At 75.3% G+C, this 17,464-nt stretch carries 16 protein-coding genes; 6 read left to right on the forward strand and 10 right to left on the reverse strand.

Features of this window, described 5'->3' with window-relative positions; genetic code table 11:
- Positions 1 to 162 precede the first annotated feature (162 nt).
- Positions 163 to 996 carry a TIGR02452 family protein gene (locus tag B446_RS32125; RefSeq protein ID WP_020943618.1) on the forward strand — a complete coding sequence of 278 codons (834 nt, stop codon included), beginning with the start codon at positions 163 to 165 and terminating at the stop codon, positions 994 to 996.
- A 163-nt stretch (positions 997 to 1,159) separates the two neighbouring features.
- Here B446_RS32125 and B446_RS32130 read toward each other — a convergent pair whose 3' ends face one another.
- The 4 genes from B446_RS32130 to B446_RS32145 form a co-directional block, all read right to left on the reverse strand.
- Complete coding sequence (locus B446_RS32130) at positions 1,160 to 1,606, reverse strand: type II toxin-antitoxin system PemK/MazF family toxin (RefSeq protein ID WP_020943619.1); 447 nt, start codon at positions 1,604 to 1,606, stop codon at positions 1,160 to 1,162.
- A 260-nt stretch (positions 1,607 to 1,866) separates the two neighbouring features.
- A complete protein-coding gene (locus tag B446_RS32135; protein ID WP_020943620.1) occupies positions 1,867 to 3,423 on the reverse strand; it encodes a flotillin family protein in 1,557 nt (518 codons plus the stop codon).
- A gap of 133 nt (positions 3,424 to 3,556) precedes the next feature.
- On the reverse strand, positions 3,557 to 3,775 hold the full coding sequence (locus B446_RS32140; RefSeq protein ID WP_193384518.1) for a hypothetical protein: 219 nt from the start codon (positions 3,773 to 3,775) through the stop codon (positions 3,557 to 3,559).
- A gap of 223 nt (positions 3,776 to 3,998) precedes the next feature.
- The gene (locus tag B446_RS32145; RefSeq protein WP_020943622.1) at positions 3,999 to 5,423 is read right to left on the reverse strand and encodes an amidase; all 1,425 of its coding nucleotides are present in this window, start codon (positions 5,421 to 5,423) and stop codon (positions 3,999 to 4,001) included.
- Positions 5,424 to 5,682: 259 nt separating this feature from the next.
- On the opposite strand from B446_RS32145, the gene B446_RS32150 reads away from it, so the two are divergent.
- Both B446_RS32150 and B446_RS32155 read left to right on the forward strand, forming a co-directional pair.
- Positions 5,683 to 7,821: a xanthine dehydrogenase family protein molybdopterin-binding subunit gene (locus tag B446_RS32150; RefSeq protein ID WP_020943623.1), complete on the forward strand. Its 2,139-nt coding sequence runs from the start codon at positions 5,683 to 5,685 to the stop codon at positions 7,819 to 7,821.
- A gap of 20 nt (positions 7,822 to 7,841) precedes the next feature.
- Positions 7,842 to 8,342, forward strand: a complete 501-nt coding sequence (locus B446_RS32155; RefSeq protein WP_020943624.1) for a (2Fe-2S)-binding protein — start codon at positions 7,842 to 7,844, stop codon at positions 8,340 to 8,342.
- A 55-nt stretch (positions 8,343 to 8,397) separates the two neighbouring features.
- Here B446_RS32155 and B446_RS32160 read toward each other — a convergent pair whose 3' ends face one another.
- Positions 8,398 to 9,378 carry an alpha/beta hydrolase gene (locus B446_RS32160; protein WP_020943625.1) on the reverse strand — a complete coding sequence of 327 codons (981 nt, stop codon included), beginning with the start codon at positions 9,376 to 9,378 and terminating at the stop codon, positions 8,398 to 8,400.
- Between the two features lie 375 nt (positions 9,379 to 9,753).
- Positions 9,754 to 10,311: an NAD(P)H-dependent oxidoreductase gene (locus tag B446_RS32165; protein ID WP_020943626.1), complete on the reverse strand. Its 558-nt coding sequence runs from the start codon at positions 10,309 to 10,311 to the stop codon at positions 9,754 to 9,756.
- A 105-nt stretch (positions 10,312 to 10,416) separates the two neighbouring features.
- Here B446_RS32165 and B446_RS32170 point away from each other — a divergent pair, with 105 nt between their 5' ends.
- Positions 10,417 to 11,097 (forward strand): TetR/AcrR family transcriptional regulator, encoded by a 681-nt coding sequence (locus B446_RS32170; protein ID WP_020943627.1) that lies wholly within the window; start codon positions 10,417 to 10,419, stop codon positions 11,095 to 11,097.
- Positions 11,098 to 11,301: 204 nt separating this feature from the next.
- Here the strand turns inward: B446_RS32170 and B446_RS32175 are convergent, their stop codons facing one another.
- Positions 11,302 to 12,453, reverse strand: a complete 1,152-nt coding sequence (locus B446_RS32175; protein ID WP_020943628.1) for an FAD-dependent oxidoreductase — start codon at positions 12,451 to 12,453, stop codon at positions 11,302 to 11,304.
- A gap of 266 nt (positions 12,454 to 12,719) precedes the next feature.
- Positions 12,720 to 13,385 carry a TetR/AcrR family transcriptional regulator gene (locus B446_RS32180; protein WP_020943629.1) on the reverse strand — a complete coding sequence of 222 codons (666 nt, stop codon included), beginning with the start codon at positions 13,383 to 13,385 and terminating at the stop codon, positions 12,720 to 12,722.
- Positions 13,386 to 13,520: 135 nt separating this feature from the next.
- Between B446_RS32180 and B446_RS32185 the strand changes: the two genes are divergently transcribed.
- Positions 13,521 to 14,567 (forward strand): LacI family DNA-binding transcriptional regulator, encoded by a 1,047-nt coding sequence (locus B446_RS32185; protein ID WP_106960641.1) that lies wholly within the window; start codon positions 13,521 to 13,523, stop codon positions 14,565 to 14,567.
- A 159-nt stretch (positions 14,568 to 14,726) separates the two neighbouring features.
- Here the strand turns inward: B446_RS32185 and trxA are convergent, their stop codons facing one another.
- Positions 14,727 to 15,104 (reverse strand): thioredoxin, encoded by a 378-nt coding sequence (trxA, locus tag B446_RS32190; RefSeq protein ID WP_020943631.1) that lies wholly within the window; start codon positions 15,102 to 15,104, stop codon positions 14,727 to 14,729.
- A gap of 157 nt (positions 15,105 to 15,261) precedes the next feature.
- Between trxA and B446_RS32195 the strand changes: the two genes are divergently transcribed.
- Positions 15,262 to 16,692 carry a dihydrolipoyl dehydrogenase family protein gene (locus B446_RS32195; protein ID WP_020943632.1) on the forward strand — a complete coding sequence of 477 codons (1,431 nt, stop codon included), beginning with the start codon at positions 15,262 to 15,264 and terminating at the stop codon, positions 16,690 to 16,692.
- Between the two features lie 36 nt (positions 16,693 to 16,728).
- On the opposite strand, the gene B446_RS32200 is transcribed toward B446_RS32195, so the two are convergent.
- On the reverse strand, positions 16,729 to 17,373 hold the full coding sequence (locus tag B446_RS32200) for a peptide deformylase (RefSeq protein ID WP_020943633.1): 645 nt from the start codon (positions 17,371 to 17,373) through the stop codon (positions 16,729 to 16,731).
- Positions 17,374 to 17,464: the final 91 nt, after the last annotated feature.

Here is a 17,464-nt window from a genome sequence, read left to right on the forward strand (position 1 = left end):
GGGACGTTCCGGATCGGTCATCTCCGTTTCCTCGCGCGTTCCCGCCCCCTCCGGGCCGGGAAACTCCGTTGCACCGCATCCCAGCATCACCCAGGATGCGTCCATGAGCACGACGGGGGATTCCGCGCGGGCCGTGATCACGGCGTCCACGGGGGTGGCGCCATGAGCGCGCGCCTGCGCGGCGTCGCCACGGAGACCGAGCGCATCGTGGCGGCGGGCGGCTACCGCGCGCCGGACGGCCGGCAGGTGTCCGTGGCGGCGGCGGTCGAGGCCGCCCGGGCGGGCACGCGGATCCACGGTCCCGGACCGGTCCCGGTGCCCCGGACGGGAGGCGCGGAGACGTCCTTCGAGGTCACCGGCGAGAGCAGCCTGGAGGCCGCCCGCCGCTTGGCGGACGCGCCGGTGGCCGTGCTCAACTTCGCCTCGGCCCGCAACCCGGGCGGCGGCTACCTGAACGGCGCCCAGGCCCAGGAGGAGGCACTGTGCCGCGCCTCGGCGCTGTACACCTGCCTCCTTCGGGCCCGGCCGTTCTACGACCACCACCGCGCCCACCGCGACCCGTTCTACACCGACCGGGTGATCCACACCCCGGCCGTGCCGGTGTTCCGCGACGACCGCGGCGGCCTGCTGCCCGAGCCCTTTGCGGCCGGTTTCCTGACGGCCGCCGCACCCAACGCGGGCGTCGTGCGGCGGACCGCGCCCGACCGCGCCGGTGAACTGCCCGCAGCCCTGGCCCGGCGGGCCGAGCGCGTGCTGGAGACCGCCGCCGCCCAGGGCTACCGGCGGCTGGTGCTCGGGGCCTGGGGCTGCGGCGTCTTCCAGAACGACCCGGCCCAGGTCGCGGGCGCCTTCCGGACCCTGCTCGGACCCGGCGGCCGGTTCGCCCGGACCTTCGAGCACGTGGTGTTCGGCATCCTGGACCGCACGCCGGGCGCGACGGTCCGGGCGGCCTTCGAAAAGGCGTTCCCGGTGCCTACGGAGCCCGCGGCGCGGTAGGAGGCCCCGCCGGGCCGGCCCGGGACGGGCACCGTGGCCGGTATGCGACGGCCGGGCCGGCCAGGGCCGAGCACGCGGCGGTCACGCCGGTCAGGGGCAGGCACGGGGTGCTCGCGTCGGCCAGAGGCGGCCGGCCGGGAGCGGCCGGGCGGAGCGGGCCGGGTCAGGTCCAGCCGTACCGCTGGTGCAGTCGCTGCCGGACCAGGCTGAACCGCATCCGGTCCAGCGCGCACGCCTCCCGGCGCATCCCGGTCTCGTGCAGCCGCAGCACGCGGTCCACGTTCACCCACGAGTCCCGGTCCGACCGGTCCCAGGGGCCGTTGCCTATCGGCACCCACTCCCGGTCGTCGTCGTGCCGCTTGCTGGACAGCTGGACGGCCAGGAAGGTGCCCGCCGCCTCCCGGGCGACGACCAGCACCGGGCGGTCCTTGCCCCGGCCGTCGTTCTCCTCGAACGGCACCCAGGTCCAGACGATCTCCCCGGGGTCCGGGTCACCGTCGTGGGCGGGGGAGTACTCGGTGCGCACCGCGCCGACCTCGCGCGGGTCGGCCTCGGTGGTGGCGTGGGGGCCGCTGCGGCCCGGGACATCTTCGTCGTTGTACGTGCTCACGCCCGCACCCTAACCGCCCGGTCCCGGCGCGCAACGGGCGCCCGGCCGGCCGTCGTCCGGTCGCGGCTGAACGTGGAGTCGACGAAGGTCGTGGCGCCGATCGCGCTGGGTGTCGGCCTGGTCAGGCTCTGACCTCGCGACGCCCGTCGACACCGGCAGGGCCGGGGTCGCTGGTGCGGACCCCGGCCCTGCCGCCGGCTCGCGGAGGCGCGCCGCCTCCCTGAACTCCCCTCGGCCGCCTCAGCCTCAGGGAACTCCCTTCAGCCCTCCGGCTCCAGCGGCACCCTCTGCGACACGGGGGCCGAGGCGGTCACCGGGGCCACCGCACCGTCGAGCGACGGTGTCGTGCCCTTGACCGGGTCTCCGGCCCGGTGCCCGTTCGGGCCGGCGGTGTGGTGGCTGCCGTTGTGGTCGCCGTTCCGGTTCATCGACGCGAGCAGCTGACGGGCGAGGCCGAGCCCCGTGCCGCCCATGGTGAGCGCCTTGGCGAACATGTCGGCCATGCCGTCGGCGCCGTTGAGCAGCACCATGTTGTCCACGTTGCCGAACGCGGACGCGCCGGCCTTCACGATCTCCGGCCAGTTCTCCGCCAGTTGCTGGGCGACGACCGCCTCCTGGTTCTCGGCGAGGGCGGCGGCCCGTGCCTTGATGGCCTCCGCCTCCGCCAGACCCCTCGCCCTGGCCGCCTCGGCCGTGGCCAGACCCTTGGCCTGCGCGGCCGCCGCCTCCGCCTCACCGGTGGCCCGGGTCGCCGCGGCCGTGGCCGCACCGCGGCTCTTGGTGGCCTCCGCCTCCGCGCCGGCGGCCGTCTTGACCCGGGTCGCCTCGGCCGCGGCCGCGAGTTCGGTCTCCTTCGCCCGCGCCTGGGCCGCGGAGATCCGGGCGTCGCGCTCGGCCTCGGCCAGCGTCCGTGTCTCGTAGGCCCGGGCGTCGGCCGGCTTGCGGACGTCCGCCTGGAGCTGCTGCTCCCTGCGGTGCGCCTCCAGTTCGGCGACCCGGGTCTCCTGGACGACGACCTCCTGCCGGGCCGCCGCGTCGGCGAGCGGGCCGGCCTGCCGGGCCTTCGCCGAGGCGTTGTCCCGCTCGGCCTGGTAGCCGGCCTGGAGGATCTCGCTGTCCCGGGTGGCCTCCGCCATCCGGGCGAACGACTGCTGCTCGGCCTCGGTGGCGAGACGGTTCGCCTCCGCCTGCGCGATGCGCGCGTCCCGCTGCACGGCCGCCGCGTGCGGCATGGCCAGGTTCCGGATGTAGCCCGTCGGGTCCTCGATCTCGTGGATCTGGAGCGAGTCGACGATCAGGCCGAGCTTCTCCATCTCCGTACCGCAGGCCGCCCGGGTCTGCCCGGTCAGCTTCTCCCGGTCGCGGATCATGTCCTCGACCGTCAGACCGCCCACGATGGAGCGGAGGTGACCGGCGAACACGTTGTGCACCCGCTCGGACATCAGCTTCTGCTGGTCGAGGAAGCGGCGGGCCGCGTTGGCGATCGACACGAAGTCGTCGCCCACCTTGAAGATGACCACGCCCCGCACCTTCAGCGGAATGCCCTGGTGCGTGACGCAGTCCACGTGCAACTCGGTCTCGTTCAGGTCCAGGGAGAGCTTGCGCACCGCCTGCACACCGGGCAGCACCAGGGTGCCGCGCCCGGTGACGATGCGGAATCCCATGCCCTCCTCGAGGCCCTCGGTGCGGTGCTTGGACCCGGAGATGATGAGCGCCTCGTTGGGTTCGGCGACCCGCCACATCATCTTGAACAGACCGATCAGAACGAGGACGGCGACACAGGCCGCCCCCGCAACGACGCCGACGATCATCGGCATTCGCCCCCTTTGGATGGTGCCCGTTCGGCACCGAACGAGGGGAGTGTGCGCCTGCCGGAACGCGGCGAGAAGGTGCCGGCGAATCCTTGTTGCCATCTTGACGCATACCGCCCTCACCTGGGGCGGAGCACGCTCAGTTGTCGTAGGCGGCGGTCACGTAGACCGTCCTGGGCGGCAGGTGCTCGACCACCATCACCACGGTGCCCCGCTCCATCCGGGCGGTGCCGTCGGCCGCGTAGGCGAGGAAGTGCTCGGCGCCGCCGCGCACCCGGACCATCACCTCGCCGACCAGCCCGGGCCCGACCGTCCCCGTCACCCGCCCCATGAGCCCGACCATCGACGCATCGTCCATGGGCACAGCGTACGGGCGGGACGCGGTGCTGCCGCCGGGCGTGAACCGCTCCGGTGGCGCGGAGCCTCGGCGGTTGTGCCGGCGCGTCCCGCCATGCGGCGCGCGCCGTCGCAGCCGCCCTCGGGCCGCGGGCGCGGCCGGTGAGACCGGCGCGGCCTGTGCGGCCCCGGTGGTGCACGGCCGGCGGTGGGTCCGCCGCGCTCACCACCGACGGTGGACCCCCTCACGCCGCCGCGGAGTCCGGGGCCGCCGTCGACGGCGGCCACAGTTCGTGCCAGCGCAGCTCCGCCTCCAGTTGGGCGGCGAGGGAGACCAGCAGCGGCTCGCTGTTGGCCGGGCCGAGCAGCTGGGCACCCACCGGCAGTCCCTCGCCCACGAACCCGGCGGGGACGTTGACGCCGGGCCAGCCGAGCACGTTCCACGGCCAGGCGTAGGGGCAGGCGGCGATCATGGCGCGGTCGGTGGCGAAGCCGCTGAGTCCGGCCAGGGCACCGATCGCGGGCGGGGGAGCGGCCGTCGTCGGGGCGAGGACCACGTCGTACGACCCGAAGAACGTGCCGATCCGCCGGTGCAGCAGCGCCTCGGCGCGCCGGGCCACGCGCAGCGGGGCGCCGCCGAGCAGCCGGCCGAGCCGGGCCGCGTCCCGGGTGCGCGGGTCGAGCAGCGCGGGGTCGGGGGCCTCGCGGACGTAGTCGGCGATACCGGCGGTGGCGCGCGGCACGAAGGTGAGCCCGATCTGGCCGTAGGGCGGATCGGCCTCCTCGACGGTGTGCCCCGACGCGGCCAGCCGTTCGGCGAGTTCGAGTATCCGGGCGCGGACGTCGGGGCGCAGCCGCGCGGGCACCGCCGTGAACGGCGGCTTCAGGGACAGCGCGATGCGCAGCCGGCCGGGGTCGCGGCCGACCGCGTCCGCCACCGTGAGCGCCGGCGGCCGGTGCGGGTCCCGCTCGTGGTTGCCGCCGGCGGCGTCGAGCAGCAGGGCGGCGTCGGCGACCGTACGGGCGAGTGTGCCGTTGACCGTGATGCCGTGGAAGGACTCCCCGCGCGGCCAGGTGGAGATGCGCCCGCGCTGTGGCTTGATGCCGATCAGATGGGTCCAGGACGCCGGGATGCGCACCGAGCCTGCGCCGTCCGAGCCGAGCGCGGCCCCGACCAGTCCGGCCGCCACCGCCGCCGCCGAGCCCCCGGAGGAGCCGCCCGGGGTGTGGCCGGTGTGCCACGGGTTGCGGGTGTCGCCGAACGCGGGGCCCTCGGTGAACGGCCACTGGCCCAGCTCGCAGGTGTTCGTCTTGCCGACGATCACGGCCCCGGCCGCGCGCAGCCGCCGTACCGCCTCGCCGTCCTGGGCGAGCGGCGGGAAGTCACCGGCGCAGCCGAAGGCGGTCGGCTCGCCCGCCACGTCCATGTCGTCCTTGACCGCCACCGGCACGCCGAGCAGCGGCCGTCGGCCGCCGGCCGCCAACTCCCGGTCGGCGGCGTCCGCTTCGGCGAGCGCGGCCTCGGCGCGTACGACCCGGAAGGCGTTGAGGGTCGGCTGGGTGGCCTCGATCCTGGCGAGCGCCTGTGCCACCAGCTCGCGGGAGGTCACCTCCCCGTCGGCGAGGGCGCGGACGGACTCCGCGAGGCCTGCGGCACGGTCTGGCGTCATGTGGGGGCACCTCCGGGAGCACACTGTCTACCGAACGGTAACCTTCGGGGGCCCCGTGCGGTACAGGGTGCACGCCGACGACATCCGGCCAAGTTGGCGGCCCCTGGCCGGGGTTGGCCCGCGCGGAGCGGGAGCGTCAGGCAACCGGCGCGGGACGGTGTCCCTCCTATCTGTCGAGTCAGCCGTACCGGACGCGCGCCGCCCTCCGTGCCGTGCCGGCCCGGCCGAGCCCGCCCCGCGCGCCGACAGGAGCCCTCGTTTGGACCGCACCGAGCCCACGCCCGCGCAGGGGGCTTCCCGCCGCGGGTTCCTCGTCCGCACGGTGGCGGCGGCCACCCTGACCGTCGCCGCCCCGCTCGCCTGCACCACCCCCTCGTCCGCCGAGGGCGCCGCGCCCGGCCGGCCGGACCTCGCCGAGCCGGGAGCCGACGTCCTGGTGACCGGTGCGGACGAGGAGATGCTGGTCCTGGAGGTGACGGCGGCCGGCGAGGTCGTCGTACGGCTGCCCCGGGCCGAGGTGGGCCAGGGCATCACCACCGCCGTGGCCATGATGATCGCCGAGGAGCTGGACGCCCGCCTCGCCGATGTGCGCGTCCCGCTCGCCGACGCCCGGACCAAGGGCAACCAGTACACCGGCGGGTCGAGTTCGGTGAGTTCCCTGTACGGCCCCGCGCGGCAGCTCGCCGCCACCGCCCGGGCCCGGCTGGTGACCGCGGCCGCCCGGCGCTGGCACCTGCCCGCCCGGACCCTGCGCACCCGGGACGGCATGGTCGTCGCCCCCGACGGGCGCACCGCCACCTTCGGCTCGCTGACCGCGAGCGCCTCCCGGATCCGCCGCACCGACGTCCCGCAGTGGCCCAAACCCCCTTCCCGGCACCGGGTGATCGGCCGGCCGACGACCAGGATCGACGCCCGGGACATCGTCACCGGGCGGGCGACGTACGCCGGTGACCTGGCCGTCGCCGGGGCGAAGCCGACGGTGGTGGCCCGGCCGCCGACGATCCGCGGCAGGCTCGTCTCGATGGACGCCCGGGCCGCCCGGGCGATGCCCGGGGTGCACGCAGTGGTCCGGCTGCCCGGCGGGGCGGCCGTCGTCGCGGACACCTTCCACCACGCCTTCGCCGCCCGGGACGCGCTCCGCCTCACCTGGGCGCCGGGGCCGCTGGCCGCCCTGTCGGACGCCCAGATCCGCGCCCGGCTGAAGGCCGCCGTGCCCCGGTTCCGCACCCCGCCCCGCGGCTCGACCCAGGTGACGGGCGAGTTCGCCTTCGCCTTCGTCGGACACGCCCCCATGGAGGTGCTCACGGCGGTGGCGGACGTCCGGCCCGACCGCGCGGAGCTGTGGTTCTCCTCCCAGACCCCGATGGACGCGCGCGACGCCGTCGCGGAGGCGGTCGGCCTGCGCCCGTCGGCGGTCCGGGTCCATGTGACGCGCGCCGGCGGCTCGTTCGGCCGCCGGCTGAACTTCGACGCGGCGATCGAGGCGGCGCTGGTCTCGAACGCGGCCCGGCGCCCGGTGAAACTGATGTGGAGCCGGGGCGACGACATCCGGCACGGCCGGATGCGCCCCGCAAGCCACCACCGGGTCCGGGCGAGTGTGTCCGGGGGCCGGGTGGTGGCCTTCGAGCAGGTGACGGCGTCCGTCTCGGAGGCGTACGACGGCGCCGGCCTCGCCCCGCAGGGCGGCGTGCGGGCGTCGGGCCCGCTGCCCGGCACCAGCGGCCTGTACGACTTCGGCCGCGTCTCGGGTGATTCGGGCGGCATCGAGCTGGCCATGCCGCTGGGCGCCTGGCGGTCGGTGGACTCCGGGACCGTGCGCACCGCGGAGGAGATCGTCGTGGACGAGGTCGCCCGCAGCCTCGGCCGCGACCCGGTGGCCTTCCGCCGGACGACCCTGCGCACCAGGACTGCCAGGGCCGTCCTCGGCAAGGTGGCGAGCGCCGGCCGGTGGGGTCGCGCGCTGCCGCCCGGCACCGCACAGGGCGTCGCCGTGCACGAGGAGTACGGCTCCGCCGTCGCCTGCCTCGCCGAGATCGACGCGAGCGACCCGAAGCACCCCCGGGTGACCAAGGTGGTGATGGCAGCCGACGTCGGCATCGCCGTCAACCCCAGTGGTCTGCAGGCGCAGTTGATGGGCGCCGCCACCGACGGCATCTCCGTCGTGCTCCAGGCGGGCCTGCACATCGACCGGGGCGCGGTGCGCGAGGGCAGCTACGCCGACTTCCGCTACGCCCGCCAGCGCGACGCCCCGCTCTCCTTCGAGGCCCACATCCTGCCCTCGACCCGGGAACCGGGCGGCGCGGGCGAACTCGGCGTCCCCGCCGCCTCCGCGGCCGTCGCCAACGCCTGCGCCCGGGCCACCGGCACCGTGCCCCGCAGCTTCCCGCTCACCTTCTGACCCGCGACCCGAAGGCCCCCATGCGCGCGTACACCTTCACCCTCAACGGCCGTCCGGTCACCGTCCGGGCGCCCGCCGACATGCCCCTGCTGTGGGTCCTGCGCGACCTCCTCGGCGTCACCGGCCCCAAGTACGGCTGCGGAGTGGGCGTCTGCCGCGCCTGCACCAGCCACCTGGACGGCGCCGAGATCCAGCCCTGCGTGGTCCCGGTCGCCGACTGCGCGGACCGCACGGTCACCACCATCGAGGGCCTGGCCGACGGCGACACCCTGCACCCCGTCCAACAGGCCTGGCTCGCCTGCGACGTGGCCCAGTGCGGCTTCTGCCAGCCCGGCCAGATCATGGCCGCCGCCGCCCTCCTGGCCCACACCCCCGACCCCACGGACGCCGACATCGACGCCATCGAGAACATCTGCCGCTGCGGCACGTACGCCCGCATCCGGGAGGCGATCAAACAGGCGGCCGCGAGCGGTGAGAAGGGGGTGTCCCGTCGGGAGGTGGGCGGAGAGCCCGTGAGCTGAGGCGTACCCGGGCTGGGCCCGGCCAGGGAGGGCTCTCACCGACCGGGACGCCAGGTCAGCGGTTCAACAGCCGTCGCAGCCAGTCCTGTTGAGCTGCCCGGGCCGCCAGGGAGAGGGACGCCTGGGGGGCGAAGCCGTCGAAGCCGTGGAAGCCGCCCGGCCAGACGTGGAGTTCGGCCACGCCGCCCGACTGCCAGATCCGGGACGCGTACTCGACGACCTCGTCCCGGAAGGTCTCCGCCGAGCCGACGTCCAGGAAGGCCGGGGGCAGGCCGGAGAGGTCGTCCGCGCGGGCGGGGGCGGCGTACGGGGAGACGTCGGGGCCGCCCCGGCGGTCGCCGAGCAGCGCCGTCCAGGCCGTCTCGTTCGCCGTGCGGTCCCACACGCCGACGCCCGCCATCTGGTGGCTGGACACGGTCTCGTTGCGGTCGTCCAGCATCGGGCACATCAGGAGCTGGCCGATGAGCGGCGGCCCCTGGCGGTCCCGGGCCAGGAGGGCGAGCGCGGCGGTCAGGCCACCGCCCGCGCTGGAGCCCGCGAGCACGATCCGGTCCGGGTCGCCGCCGAACTCCCCGGCGTGCGCGGCCGTCCACAGCAGACCGGCGTACGCGTCCTCGACCGGCGCCGGGTGCGGGTGTTCGGGAGCGAGGCGGTACTCCACCGACACCACCACCGCGCCCAGCTCCCGCGCCCAGGCCAGCGGGCCGTCCACGCCTGCCCGGTTGTTGCCGAGGATCATGCCGCCGCCGTGCACGTGGTAGATCACCGGCAGCGGCACGGCGGGATCGGCGTCCACCGGACGGCAGACGAGCAGGGAGACGTCCGGCGCTCCGGGCGGGCCCGGCACCGTACGGTCCTCCGCGTCGAAGGCGCCGCCCATCGTGACGTCGATCAGCCCGAGCAGTTCCATGCCCGCGCCCTGCCGCGCGGTCGGGATCTCGTCCAGGGCGAGCCCGGGCGTGAGCACGTCCTTGACCAGGTCCAGCGCGGCGGCCAGCTCCGGGTCGAAGGGGGGCGGGGGCGGGACGGGTGCCATGGCTTCTCCTCACCTGTGCGCGTCACCTGCGCGCGCGCTTCGGGTACCCACGGCACGCCGTACGCGCCCCGGGCGGCGCGGGCGCCCTCCCCAGGGGTGCGGCTCCCGCGTCCATGATCCGCATACCCCGAGAGGGGCCGGGGGTGACGCACCGAATGCTCCGGGGGCGGCGAGCGGGGCGGCCGGGGGAGTAGGGGAGCAGGCCGAGGACGGCGACAGGGGTGCGTCGGGCGCGGAGAGCGGGAGCGGCCACTGCCACGCCGAGGGCCGGGACCACGGCACGCTCCTCAAGCGGCCGGAGCGCGAGAGCGGCACGCGGAGGGGGCCGGTGCCTGTGACGGCTCCGGCCCCCTCCGCGACGGGTGGTGCGGTGGCTCAGGCGGCCGCGCCCACGTTGCCGTGCAGACGGGCGACGACCTCGGTGAGCTGGGCGGCGACCTCGGCGTCGTCGACCGGGTGGGTCTCGGCGAAGCGGGTCACGGAGCCGGGGATGGACAGCTTGATGTCCTCGACCACCTTGCCGCCGGCGATGCCCACGGCCTTGCGGGTGTCGTCCTGCGCCCACACGCCGCCGTACTGGCCGAACGCGGTGCCGATGACGGCGACGGGCTTGCCGCCGAAGGCGCCGGCGCCGTACGGGCGGGACAGCCAGTCGATGGCGTTCTTCAGGACGGCCGGGATGGTGCCGTTGTACTCGGGCGAGAAGAGGAGGAAGGCGTCGGCGGCCTGGGCGGCGGCGCGCAGCTTCGCGGCGGCCTCCGGAACGCTGCCCTCGACGTCGAGGTCCTCGTTGTAGAAGGGAACGTCGGCCAGGCCCTCGTAGAGGTCGACCTCGGCACCCTCGGGGGCGAGCTTGACGGCCGCCTCGGCGAGCTGGCGGTTGTGCGAACCGGTACGCAGGCTGCCGACGAGCGCGAGGATGCGAACAGACATGGGGGATCTCCAAAAAAGGACTGAAACATCACTGTGACGAACCGGACCGAGGTCCGCTTAGCTTTTGTATCAGGCTAAACGGACCGCGGTCCAGTTCTGTTCCCCATGCTTTACGCTGTCTTCATGTCCAGCCTCCTCCCGCCCTGTCCCCAGCCCCAGGAGCCCGTCGAGTCGCCCCAGCTGCTGGAGGTCGGCTCGGGTCCCGAGGAGCCGTGCCTGCGGGCGGACGCGGCCCGCAACCGGGCCCGGCTGCTGGAGGCGGCCGCCCGGCTGATCGCGGAGCACGGGGTGGCCGGGGTGACCATGGAGGCGGTGGCCGCCGCGGCCCAGGTCGGCAAGGGGACGGTGTTCCGCCGCTTCGGCGACCGCACCGGCCTGCTCACCGCGCTGCTCGACCACTCGGGCAGGCGGCTGCAGGCCGACTTCCTCGGCGGACCGCCGCCGCTCGGTCCCGGCGCGCCCCCGCTGGAGCGGCTGCGCGCCTTCGGCGTGGCGGTGCTGTACCGGTCGGCCGAGCAACTGGACCTCCAGCTCGCCGCCCAGCCCGAGCCGGACCGCCGGTTCGCCCATCCCGCGCTCGGCGCGCTGCGCACCCACGTCACGATGCTGCTGCGGCAGATCGTGCCGGACGCCGACTGCGACCTCCTCGCCCAGACGCTGCTGGCGTATCTCGACCCCGCCCTGATCCACCATCTGACCCGGCAGTGCGGCATGCCCATGGAGCGGCTGGAGACCGGCTGGATCGACCTCGTCGCCCGGCTCACCCGTACCGAGCCGCCCAGCTGACCTCACCCCGTGAGGCGCCCGTCGAGCGGTGCCCGCCGCGCCGTGCCCGCCGCGTCGCGCCCGCAGCGAGGCGCGCCCGCAGCGCCGCGCCCGCCGCGTGGCGCACCCCCCCCGCGAAGCCCTCCCCGCAGGGTGTCCCGCCGGGGCCGGCCCGCGAGCGGCGCCTGAGCCGCCCGTGCGCCGCTCGGCTCTCCCGTGGGGCGCTCAGGCGTCCCGCGCGGCGTCGTGACCGGCGAACATGTCGAGCAGCCCCTGTGGCGCGTCGGCGCGGAACATCCGCTCCCCGCTGCGCGCGGACTCGGCGGCGGACGCCTCGGCGCGCGCGAACATCCGCTCCTCGTAGGCGGCCAGCGCGGCCTCGGTGTCCCCGGGGTGCGCGACGAGTGCGAGGCCCAGTTCGGCGCCGTCGAGCAGCGCCAGGTTGGCGCCCTCGCCCGCGAACGGCGACATCAGGTGTGCGGCGTCGCCGAGCAGGGTGACGCCGGGGACCCGGTCCCAGCGGTGTCCGACCGGAAGCGCCTGGATCCGCCGGGGCACCAGCGTGCCGTCCGCGTCCCGGACCAGCGCCCGCAGGCTCTCGTCCCAGTCGCCGAACTCCTTCAGCACGGCCGCCCTCGCCGCCTCGCCGTCCGCGAAGTCGATGCCGTCGAGCCAGTCCTCCGGCGCCACCACGGCCGCGTACACGTGCAGACTGCCGTCGGACTCGCGGTGCGCGAGGAATCCCCGGCCCGGCCCCAGCGCGAACAGCATGCCGCCGCCGACCACCCGGGCGCTCGCCGGATGGCGCGCGTCCGCGTCGAGCAGATCGGCCTCCACGAAGGACACGCCGGTGTACGCCGGTTCGGCGGACGACACCAGCGGACGGACGCGTGACCAGGCGCCGTCGGCGCCGACCAGCAGCCCCGCGGTGAAACGGCCGCCGTCGGCCTGCGTCACCTCGTGCCGGCCGTCGCCGAGCGGGCGCACGCCGGTCACCTTCACGCCCCAGCGGACGGTGCCCTCCGGCAGCGAGCCGAGCAGCAGGTCGCGCAGGTCGCCCCGGTCTATCTCGGGGCGGCCGCCGGTACCGTCGTCGGGCTCGTCGAGGCGGACCGCCCCGTGCCGGTCCAGGACCCGCATGGCCTGGCCGCCCGTGTGCGTCCGGGTCAGGAACTCCGCGTGCAGCCCGGCCGCGCGCAGCGCCTCCTGGCCGGAGTCGTCGTGGATGTCGAGCATGCCGCCCTGGGTGCGCGCGGCCGGCGAGGGGTCCAGGTCGAACACGGCGGCCTCGACGCCGTGCACGTGCAGCACGCGGGCGAGCGCCGGCCCGCCGAGTCCGGCGCCGATGACGGCGATCTCGTGGTGGGGGACTGTCATGGTGAGCCTCCGGGGGTGTGCGACGGCGTGGCGCGCCCACGGCTGGGCGCTCGCCGCCGGTCGTCGGGCGTCGGTCGGGTACGGCCGGTGCGGTGCCGTCGGCCGGTTGCGGCGGTGTGTTGGTCGGCGGGCGGTGGCCGTCGGCCGGGTGCGGCGGTGCCGTGGCCGGCAGTCAGGTACGACCGGTGCGGTGACCGGCGAGGGGATAAGTCCGCTTCGATGGCCGTCGGCCGGGTACGGCTGTGCCGTGACCGGCGGTCCGGCCGTCAGTCGGGTACGGCGGTGTGCTCGATGCCGTTGATCAGGGCCTGGAAGGCCCAGGAGGTGCGGGCCTCGGGGGTGCCGGACAGCAGGACGGCCGAGCCTGCGGCGATGTGCGGGTGGGTCTCGGCGGACGCGCCGCGCAGCGCGCCGCGCAGGGCCTGCCAGTCGGCGGAGGGCTCGTCGCCCGCGTGCTCGGCCGCGGTCGCGGTGGCGTGCTGGAGGAGCAGGTCGACGCCCCAGGCAGCGCGCTCGCGCGCCACCCCGCCCTCGTCCAGCAGGGCGAGCAGCGTCTCGATCAGGTCCAGGTAGTGCGGACCGCTCGGCCACGCGGTCAGTGCCGAGCGGGCGAGACTCGGGTGCTCCAAAAGCACCCGTGTGTAGGCGGTGAGCACGTGCTCCAGCCGCTCGCGCCAGGTGCCCCCGACCGGGACGGCGTCCATCGCGCCGAGCAGTTCGTCCAGGACCGCCGCGTGCAGTTCGTCGGTGTTGCGGACGTACACGTACAGCGAGGCGGGGCCCGTGTCGAGCTCCTGGGCGAGCCGGCGCATGGTGACCTTGCGCAGACCCTCGGCGCGCAGGATCGCCACGGCGGCGGCGACGATGCCCTCCCGGGAGAGGGCGGGCTTGGCGGGGCGGTCACGGCGGGAGCGTGGAGCGGCGGCTGTCATGCGACGAGCGTAACGAACATGTTCGTAGCGAACAAGTTCGACGCGAACATGTTCGCCCACTAGGGTGCGCGGCTCATTCGTTCAGCGGTGAACCACGTTCCCCCGCCCGTCGGCGCCCTTGACGCTTCTGCCACTATGCGGTCTGTGATGGTGCAGATACCGAACACGCCCCCGCCCGCGGCGCCCGCACCGCACTCCGTCCCGACGAGTGCGGACGTGGCCCGGCTGGCCGGAGTCTCGCGTGCGACCGTCTCCTACGTCCTCAACAACACCAGCGCCGTCCGGATCAGCGAACCGACCCGCCGCCGTGTCCACGAGGCCGCGCGGGAACTGGGGTACGTGCCCCACGCGGCCGCGCGCAGCCTGCGCGCAGGGCACAGCCGCATGGTCCTGATGCCCGCACCGGCCGTCCCGGTGGGCCCCCTCTACAGCCGCTTCCTGAGCGAACTGCAGTCGGCCCTCGGCCGCCTGGACTACACGGTGGTGCAGTACGGCACCGTCGGCCGCCAGGGGGACGAAGCGGCGCGCGCCTGGGCGGAGTTGCGGCCGGTCGCGGTCCTGGTGCCGGGGACGGGGATCGGCCCGCAGGGCGTCGCGGTGCTCAAGCGCGCCGGTGCCCGGGCCGTGGTGACCCTCGGCCCCGAACGCGTCGAGGGCGCGCACGCGCTGCTGATGGACCACGAGGCCGTCGGACACTGCGTGGGCGCCCATCTGCACGCGCGCGGCCGGCGCCGTGTCGGCGTGGTGGTCCCCGAGGAGGAGGGCCTGGAGGCGTTCTCCCGGCCCAGGCTCGCCGGTGTGCGCCAGGCGCTGCGGGGCACGGACGCGAGCGTGACCGAACTGCCGCTCGCCTACACCGAGCAGGCCGCCGCCGAACTCGCCGCCCGCTGGGCCGGGTCGGGCCTGGACGCCGTGTTCGCCTACAACGACGAGTACGCCATGCTGCTGATGCGCGCGCTCCAGGACGAGGGCCTGCGCGTCCCCGAGGACGTGGCCGTCGTCGGCGCGGACGACCTGATGCTCGGCCGGCTGCTGCGGCCCCGGCTCACCACCGTGCACATCGAGCTGCCCTCCGGCCGCGAACTCGCCGAACTCGTCGACCAGGCGGTCCGCGATCCCGGCGCCGAGCCGGAAGTCCGCAAGGTCCTGGGCGCCGCCCTGGTCCGCCGCGAGTCGAGCTGAAGCGGCCCGGAGGAACGCACCGCAGGGGTCCGGCCGCCTCACCCGTACGGATGACCCCGGCCGGCCCCGGACGAGGCATGCCGCCCGCGGCGGGGTCACCCGCCGCGGGCGGCATGCGGAGACGACGCTGGGGAGCCCGGCGCGGGAAAGGGCCGCCGGTTACTCGGCGGCGCCGCTCTCCTGGGCGGCGATGCTCTTGCGGACCTCGTCCATGTCCAGCTTCCGGGCCTGGCCGATGACGTCCGCGAGCGCGGCCTCGGGCAGCGCGCCCGGCTGGGCGAAGATGGCGACCTGGTCCCGCACGATCATCAGCGTCGGGATCGACTGGATGCCGAAGGCCTGGGCCAGTTCCGGCTGCGCCTCGGTGTCGACCTTGCCGAACACGAGGTCCGGGTTCTCCTCGGCCGCCTTCTCGTACACGGGTGCGAACTGACGGCACGGCCCGCACCAGGACGCCCAGAAGTCGATGAGGACGAACTCGTTCTCGGTGACCGTCTGGTCGAAGTTGTCCTTGGTCAGCTCCATGGTGCTGCTCATGGCGTGATTCCCTCGTTCCTGGTGTGGGGATGGTGCCGACGGCGAGAACACGGTGGTCCGCCCGCCTATTCCGCGGTGTCCTGCCCGTCCGCGCACGGTCGTGTTCCGCGCGCGTACCCGTGTGGCCCCCGCGGCAACCACCCACCAGACTGACACCATGACGGAAACGGAATCCATCGCGTACGACGTCGTGGTGCTCGGGGCCGGGCCCGTGGGGGAGAACATCGCCGACCGCACCCGCGCCGCCGGTCTCACCACCGCGATCGTGGAGAACGAACTGGTCGGCGGCGAGTGCTCGTACTGGGCCTGCATGCCCAGCAAGGCGCTGCTCAGGCCGGTGATCGCACAGGCCGACGCGCGACGCCTGCCGGGCCTGAGCCAGTCGGTCCAGGGCCCCCTCGACACGCCCGCCGTCCTCGCCCGCCGGGACACGTACACCTCCCACTGGCAGGACGACGGCCAGGTCGCCTGGCTGAACGGCATCACCGCCGACCTCTACCGCGGCCACGGCCGCCTCGCCGGGCCCCGCACGGTCACCGTGACGGCCCCCGACGGCACCGTGACGACCCTGACCGCGCGGCACGCCGTCGCCGTCAGCACCGGCACCCGCGCCCAGCTCCCCGACCTGCCGGGCCTGTCCGGGGTCAAGCCCTGGACCAGCCGCGAGGCCACCAGCGCCAAGGCGGCACCGGGCCGGCTGATCGTGGTCGGCGGCGGTGTCGTCGCCACCGAGATGGCCACCGCCTGGCAGGCCCTCGGCTCGCGCGTCACCCTGCTGGTCCGCGGCAAGGGCCTGCTCAACCGCATGGAGCCGTTCGCCGGGGAACTGATCGCCGAGGCCCTCGCCCAGGCGGGCGTCGACATCCGCACCGGCACCTCCGTGGACTCCGTCAGCCGCGAGAACGGCACGGTCGTGGCCGTCACCGGCACCGGCGACCGCGTCGAGGCCGACGAGATCCTGTTCGCCACCGGCCGGGTCCCGCACACCGACGACATCGGCCTGGACACCGTCGGCCTCGAGCCGGGCTCCTGGCTGGAGACCGACGACACGCTGCGCGTCACCGGCACCGACTGGCTCTACGCCGTCGGCGACGTCAACCACCGCGCGCTCCTCACCCACCAGGGCAAGTACCAGGCCCGCATCGCGGGCGCCGCCATCGCCGCCCGCGCCGCGGGCGACCCCCTCCTGGACGAGCCCTGGGGCGCGCACGTGGCCACCGCCGACCACGACGCCGTGCCCCAGGTCGTCTTCACCGACCCCGAGGCCGCCGCCGTCGGCCTCTCCCTCGCCGAGGCCGAACAGGCCGGGCACCGGGTCCGCGCCGTCGACGTGGCGTTCTCCACCGTCGCCGGGGCCGGCCTGTACGGCGACGGCTACACGGGCCGCGCCCGCATGGTGGTCGACCTGGAGGAGGAGATCCTGCGCGGGGCCACCTTCGTCGGCCCCGGCGTCGGCGAACTCGTGCACTCCGCGACCGTCGCGATCACCGGCCGCGTCCCGGTCGACCGCCTGTGGCACGCCGTCCCGTCCTACCCGACGCTCAGCGAGGTGTGGCTGCGGCTCCTGGAGGCCTACCGGGACAACTGACGGCCGTCCGGGGGGACACCGGCGGCCGACGGTGCGTCACGGCAGCGTGAAGCCGAGCGCCTCGGCCGCCGCCTCGGGAGCGGGCTGCGCCCACAGGGCCGCCACCGCCTCGTTCGTGGACAGGGAACGCAGCTCCGCCCGGTCGAGGTAGAGCGTGCCGTCGAGGTGGTCCGTCTCGTGCTGGACGATACGGGCGGGCCACCCCCCGACCACCTCGTCCAGCGCCCGGCCGTGCTCGTCCTCGCCGCGCAGCCGCACCTCGGCGTGCCGGGCCACCACGGCCTGCCAGCCCGGCACGCTCAGACAGCCCTCGAAGAACGCCGCACGCGCGTCGCCGACCGGCTCGTACGACGGGTTGACCAGGACCCGGAACGGCTGCGGCACCCGGCCACGGACCAGCGCCACCTCCTCGGGCACCGGAGCCGGGTCCTCCACGACCGCGATCCGCAGCGGGATGCCGACCTGCGGGGCGGCGAGGCCGACGCCGGGCGCCGCGTGCATGGTGACGCGCAGGGCCTCGACGAAACGGGCCAGCAGGGCGGGGGACAGCTGGCCCTCGTAGGGCTCACCGCCGCGCCGCAGGACCGGCTGACCGGCCGTGACGATGGGCAAGGGGCCGCCGGCGGCGAGGAGTTCCTCGACCCGCTCGGCGACGGACGCGCGTGCGCTGTGAGGTGCCATCGCGTCAGAATGCCATGCCCACCTGCCTTTTCCTGTGGCACAGCTCACCAACACCCCGGGGAACCCGGCGCCCTTCCGGCCCGACCAGTGG

The organism is Streptomyces collinus Tu 365, assembly GCF_000444875.1.
GTDB lineage: Bacteria > Actinomycetota > Actinomycetes > Streptomycetales > Streptomycetaceae > Streptomyces > Streptomyces collinus_A.

Excerpts from the sequence above, each read along its gene's own strand:
- B446_RS32200 (WP_020943633.1), bottom strand. The coding sequence starts at position 17,373 with ATGGCACCTCACAGCGCACGCGCGTCCGTCGCCGAGCGGGTCGAGGAA.
- B446_RS32155 (WP_020943624.1), top strand. The coding sequence starts at position 7,842 with ATGCGCGCGTACACCTTCACCCTCAACGGCCGTCCGGTCACCGTCCGG.
- B446_RS32195 (WP_020943632.1), top strand. The coding sequence starts at position 15,262 with ATGACGGAAACGGAATCCATCGCGTACGACGTCGTGGTGCTCGGGGCC.
- B446_RS32145 (WP_020943622.1), bottom strand. The coding sequence starts at position 5,423 with ATGACGCCAGACCGTGCCGCAGGCCTCGCGGAGTCCGTCCGCGCCCTC.
- B446_RS32170 (WP_020943627.1), top strand. The coding sequence starts at position 10,417 with ATGCTTTACGCTGTCTTCATGTCCAGCCTCCTCCCGCCCTGTCCCCAG.
- B446_RS32135 (WP_020943620.1), bottom strand. The coding sequence starts at position 3,423 with ATGCCGATGATCGTCGGCGTCGTTGCGGGGGCGGCCTGTGTCGCCGTC.
- trxA (WP_020943631.1), bottom strand. The coding sequence starts at position 15,104 with ATGAGCAGCACCATGGAGCTGACCAAGGACAACTTCGACCAGACGGTC.
- B446_RS32180 (WP_020943629.1), bottom strand. The coding sequence starts at position 13,385 with ATGACAGCCGCCGCTCCACGCTCCCGCCGTGACCGCCCCGCCAAGCCC.
- B446_RS32175 (WP_020943628.1), bottom strand. The coding sequence starts at position 12,453 with ATGACAGTCCCCCACCACGAGATCGCCGTCATCGGCGCCGGACTCGGC.
- B446_RS32165 (WP_020943626.1), bottom strand. The coding sequence starts at position 10,311 with ATGTCTGTTCGCATCCTCGCGCTCGTCGGCAGCCTGCGTACCGGTTCG.
- B446_RS32125 (WP_020943618.1), top strand. The coding sequence starts at position 163 with ATGAGCGCGCGCCTGCGCGGCGTCGCCACGGAGACCGAGCGCATCGTG.
- B446_RS32140 (WP_193384518.1), bottom strand. The coding sequence starts at position 3,775 with ATGGACGATGCGTCGATGGTCGGGCTCATGGGGCGGGTGACGGGGACG.
- B446_RS32185 (WP_106960641.1), top strand. The coding sequence starts at position 13,521 with ATGCGGTCTGTGATGGTGCAGATACCGAACACGCCCCCGCCCGCGGCG.
- B446_RS32160 (WP_020943625.1), bottom strand. The coding sequence starts at position 9,378 with ATGGCACCCGTCCCGCCCCCGCCCCCCTTCGACCCGGAGCTGGCCGCC.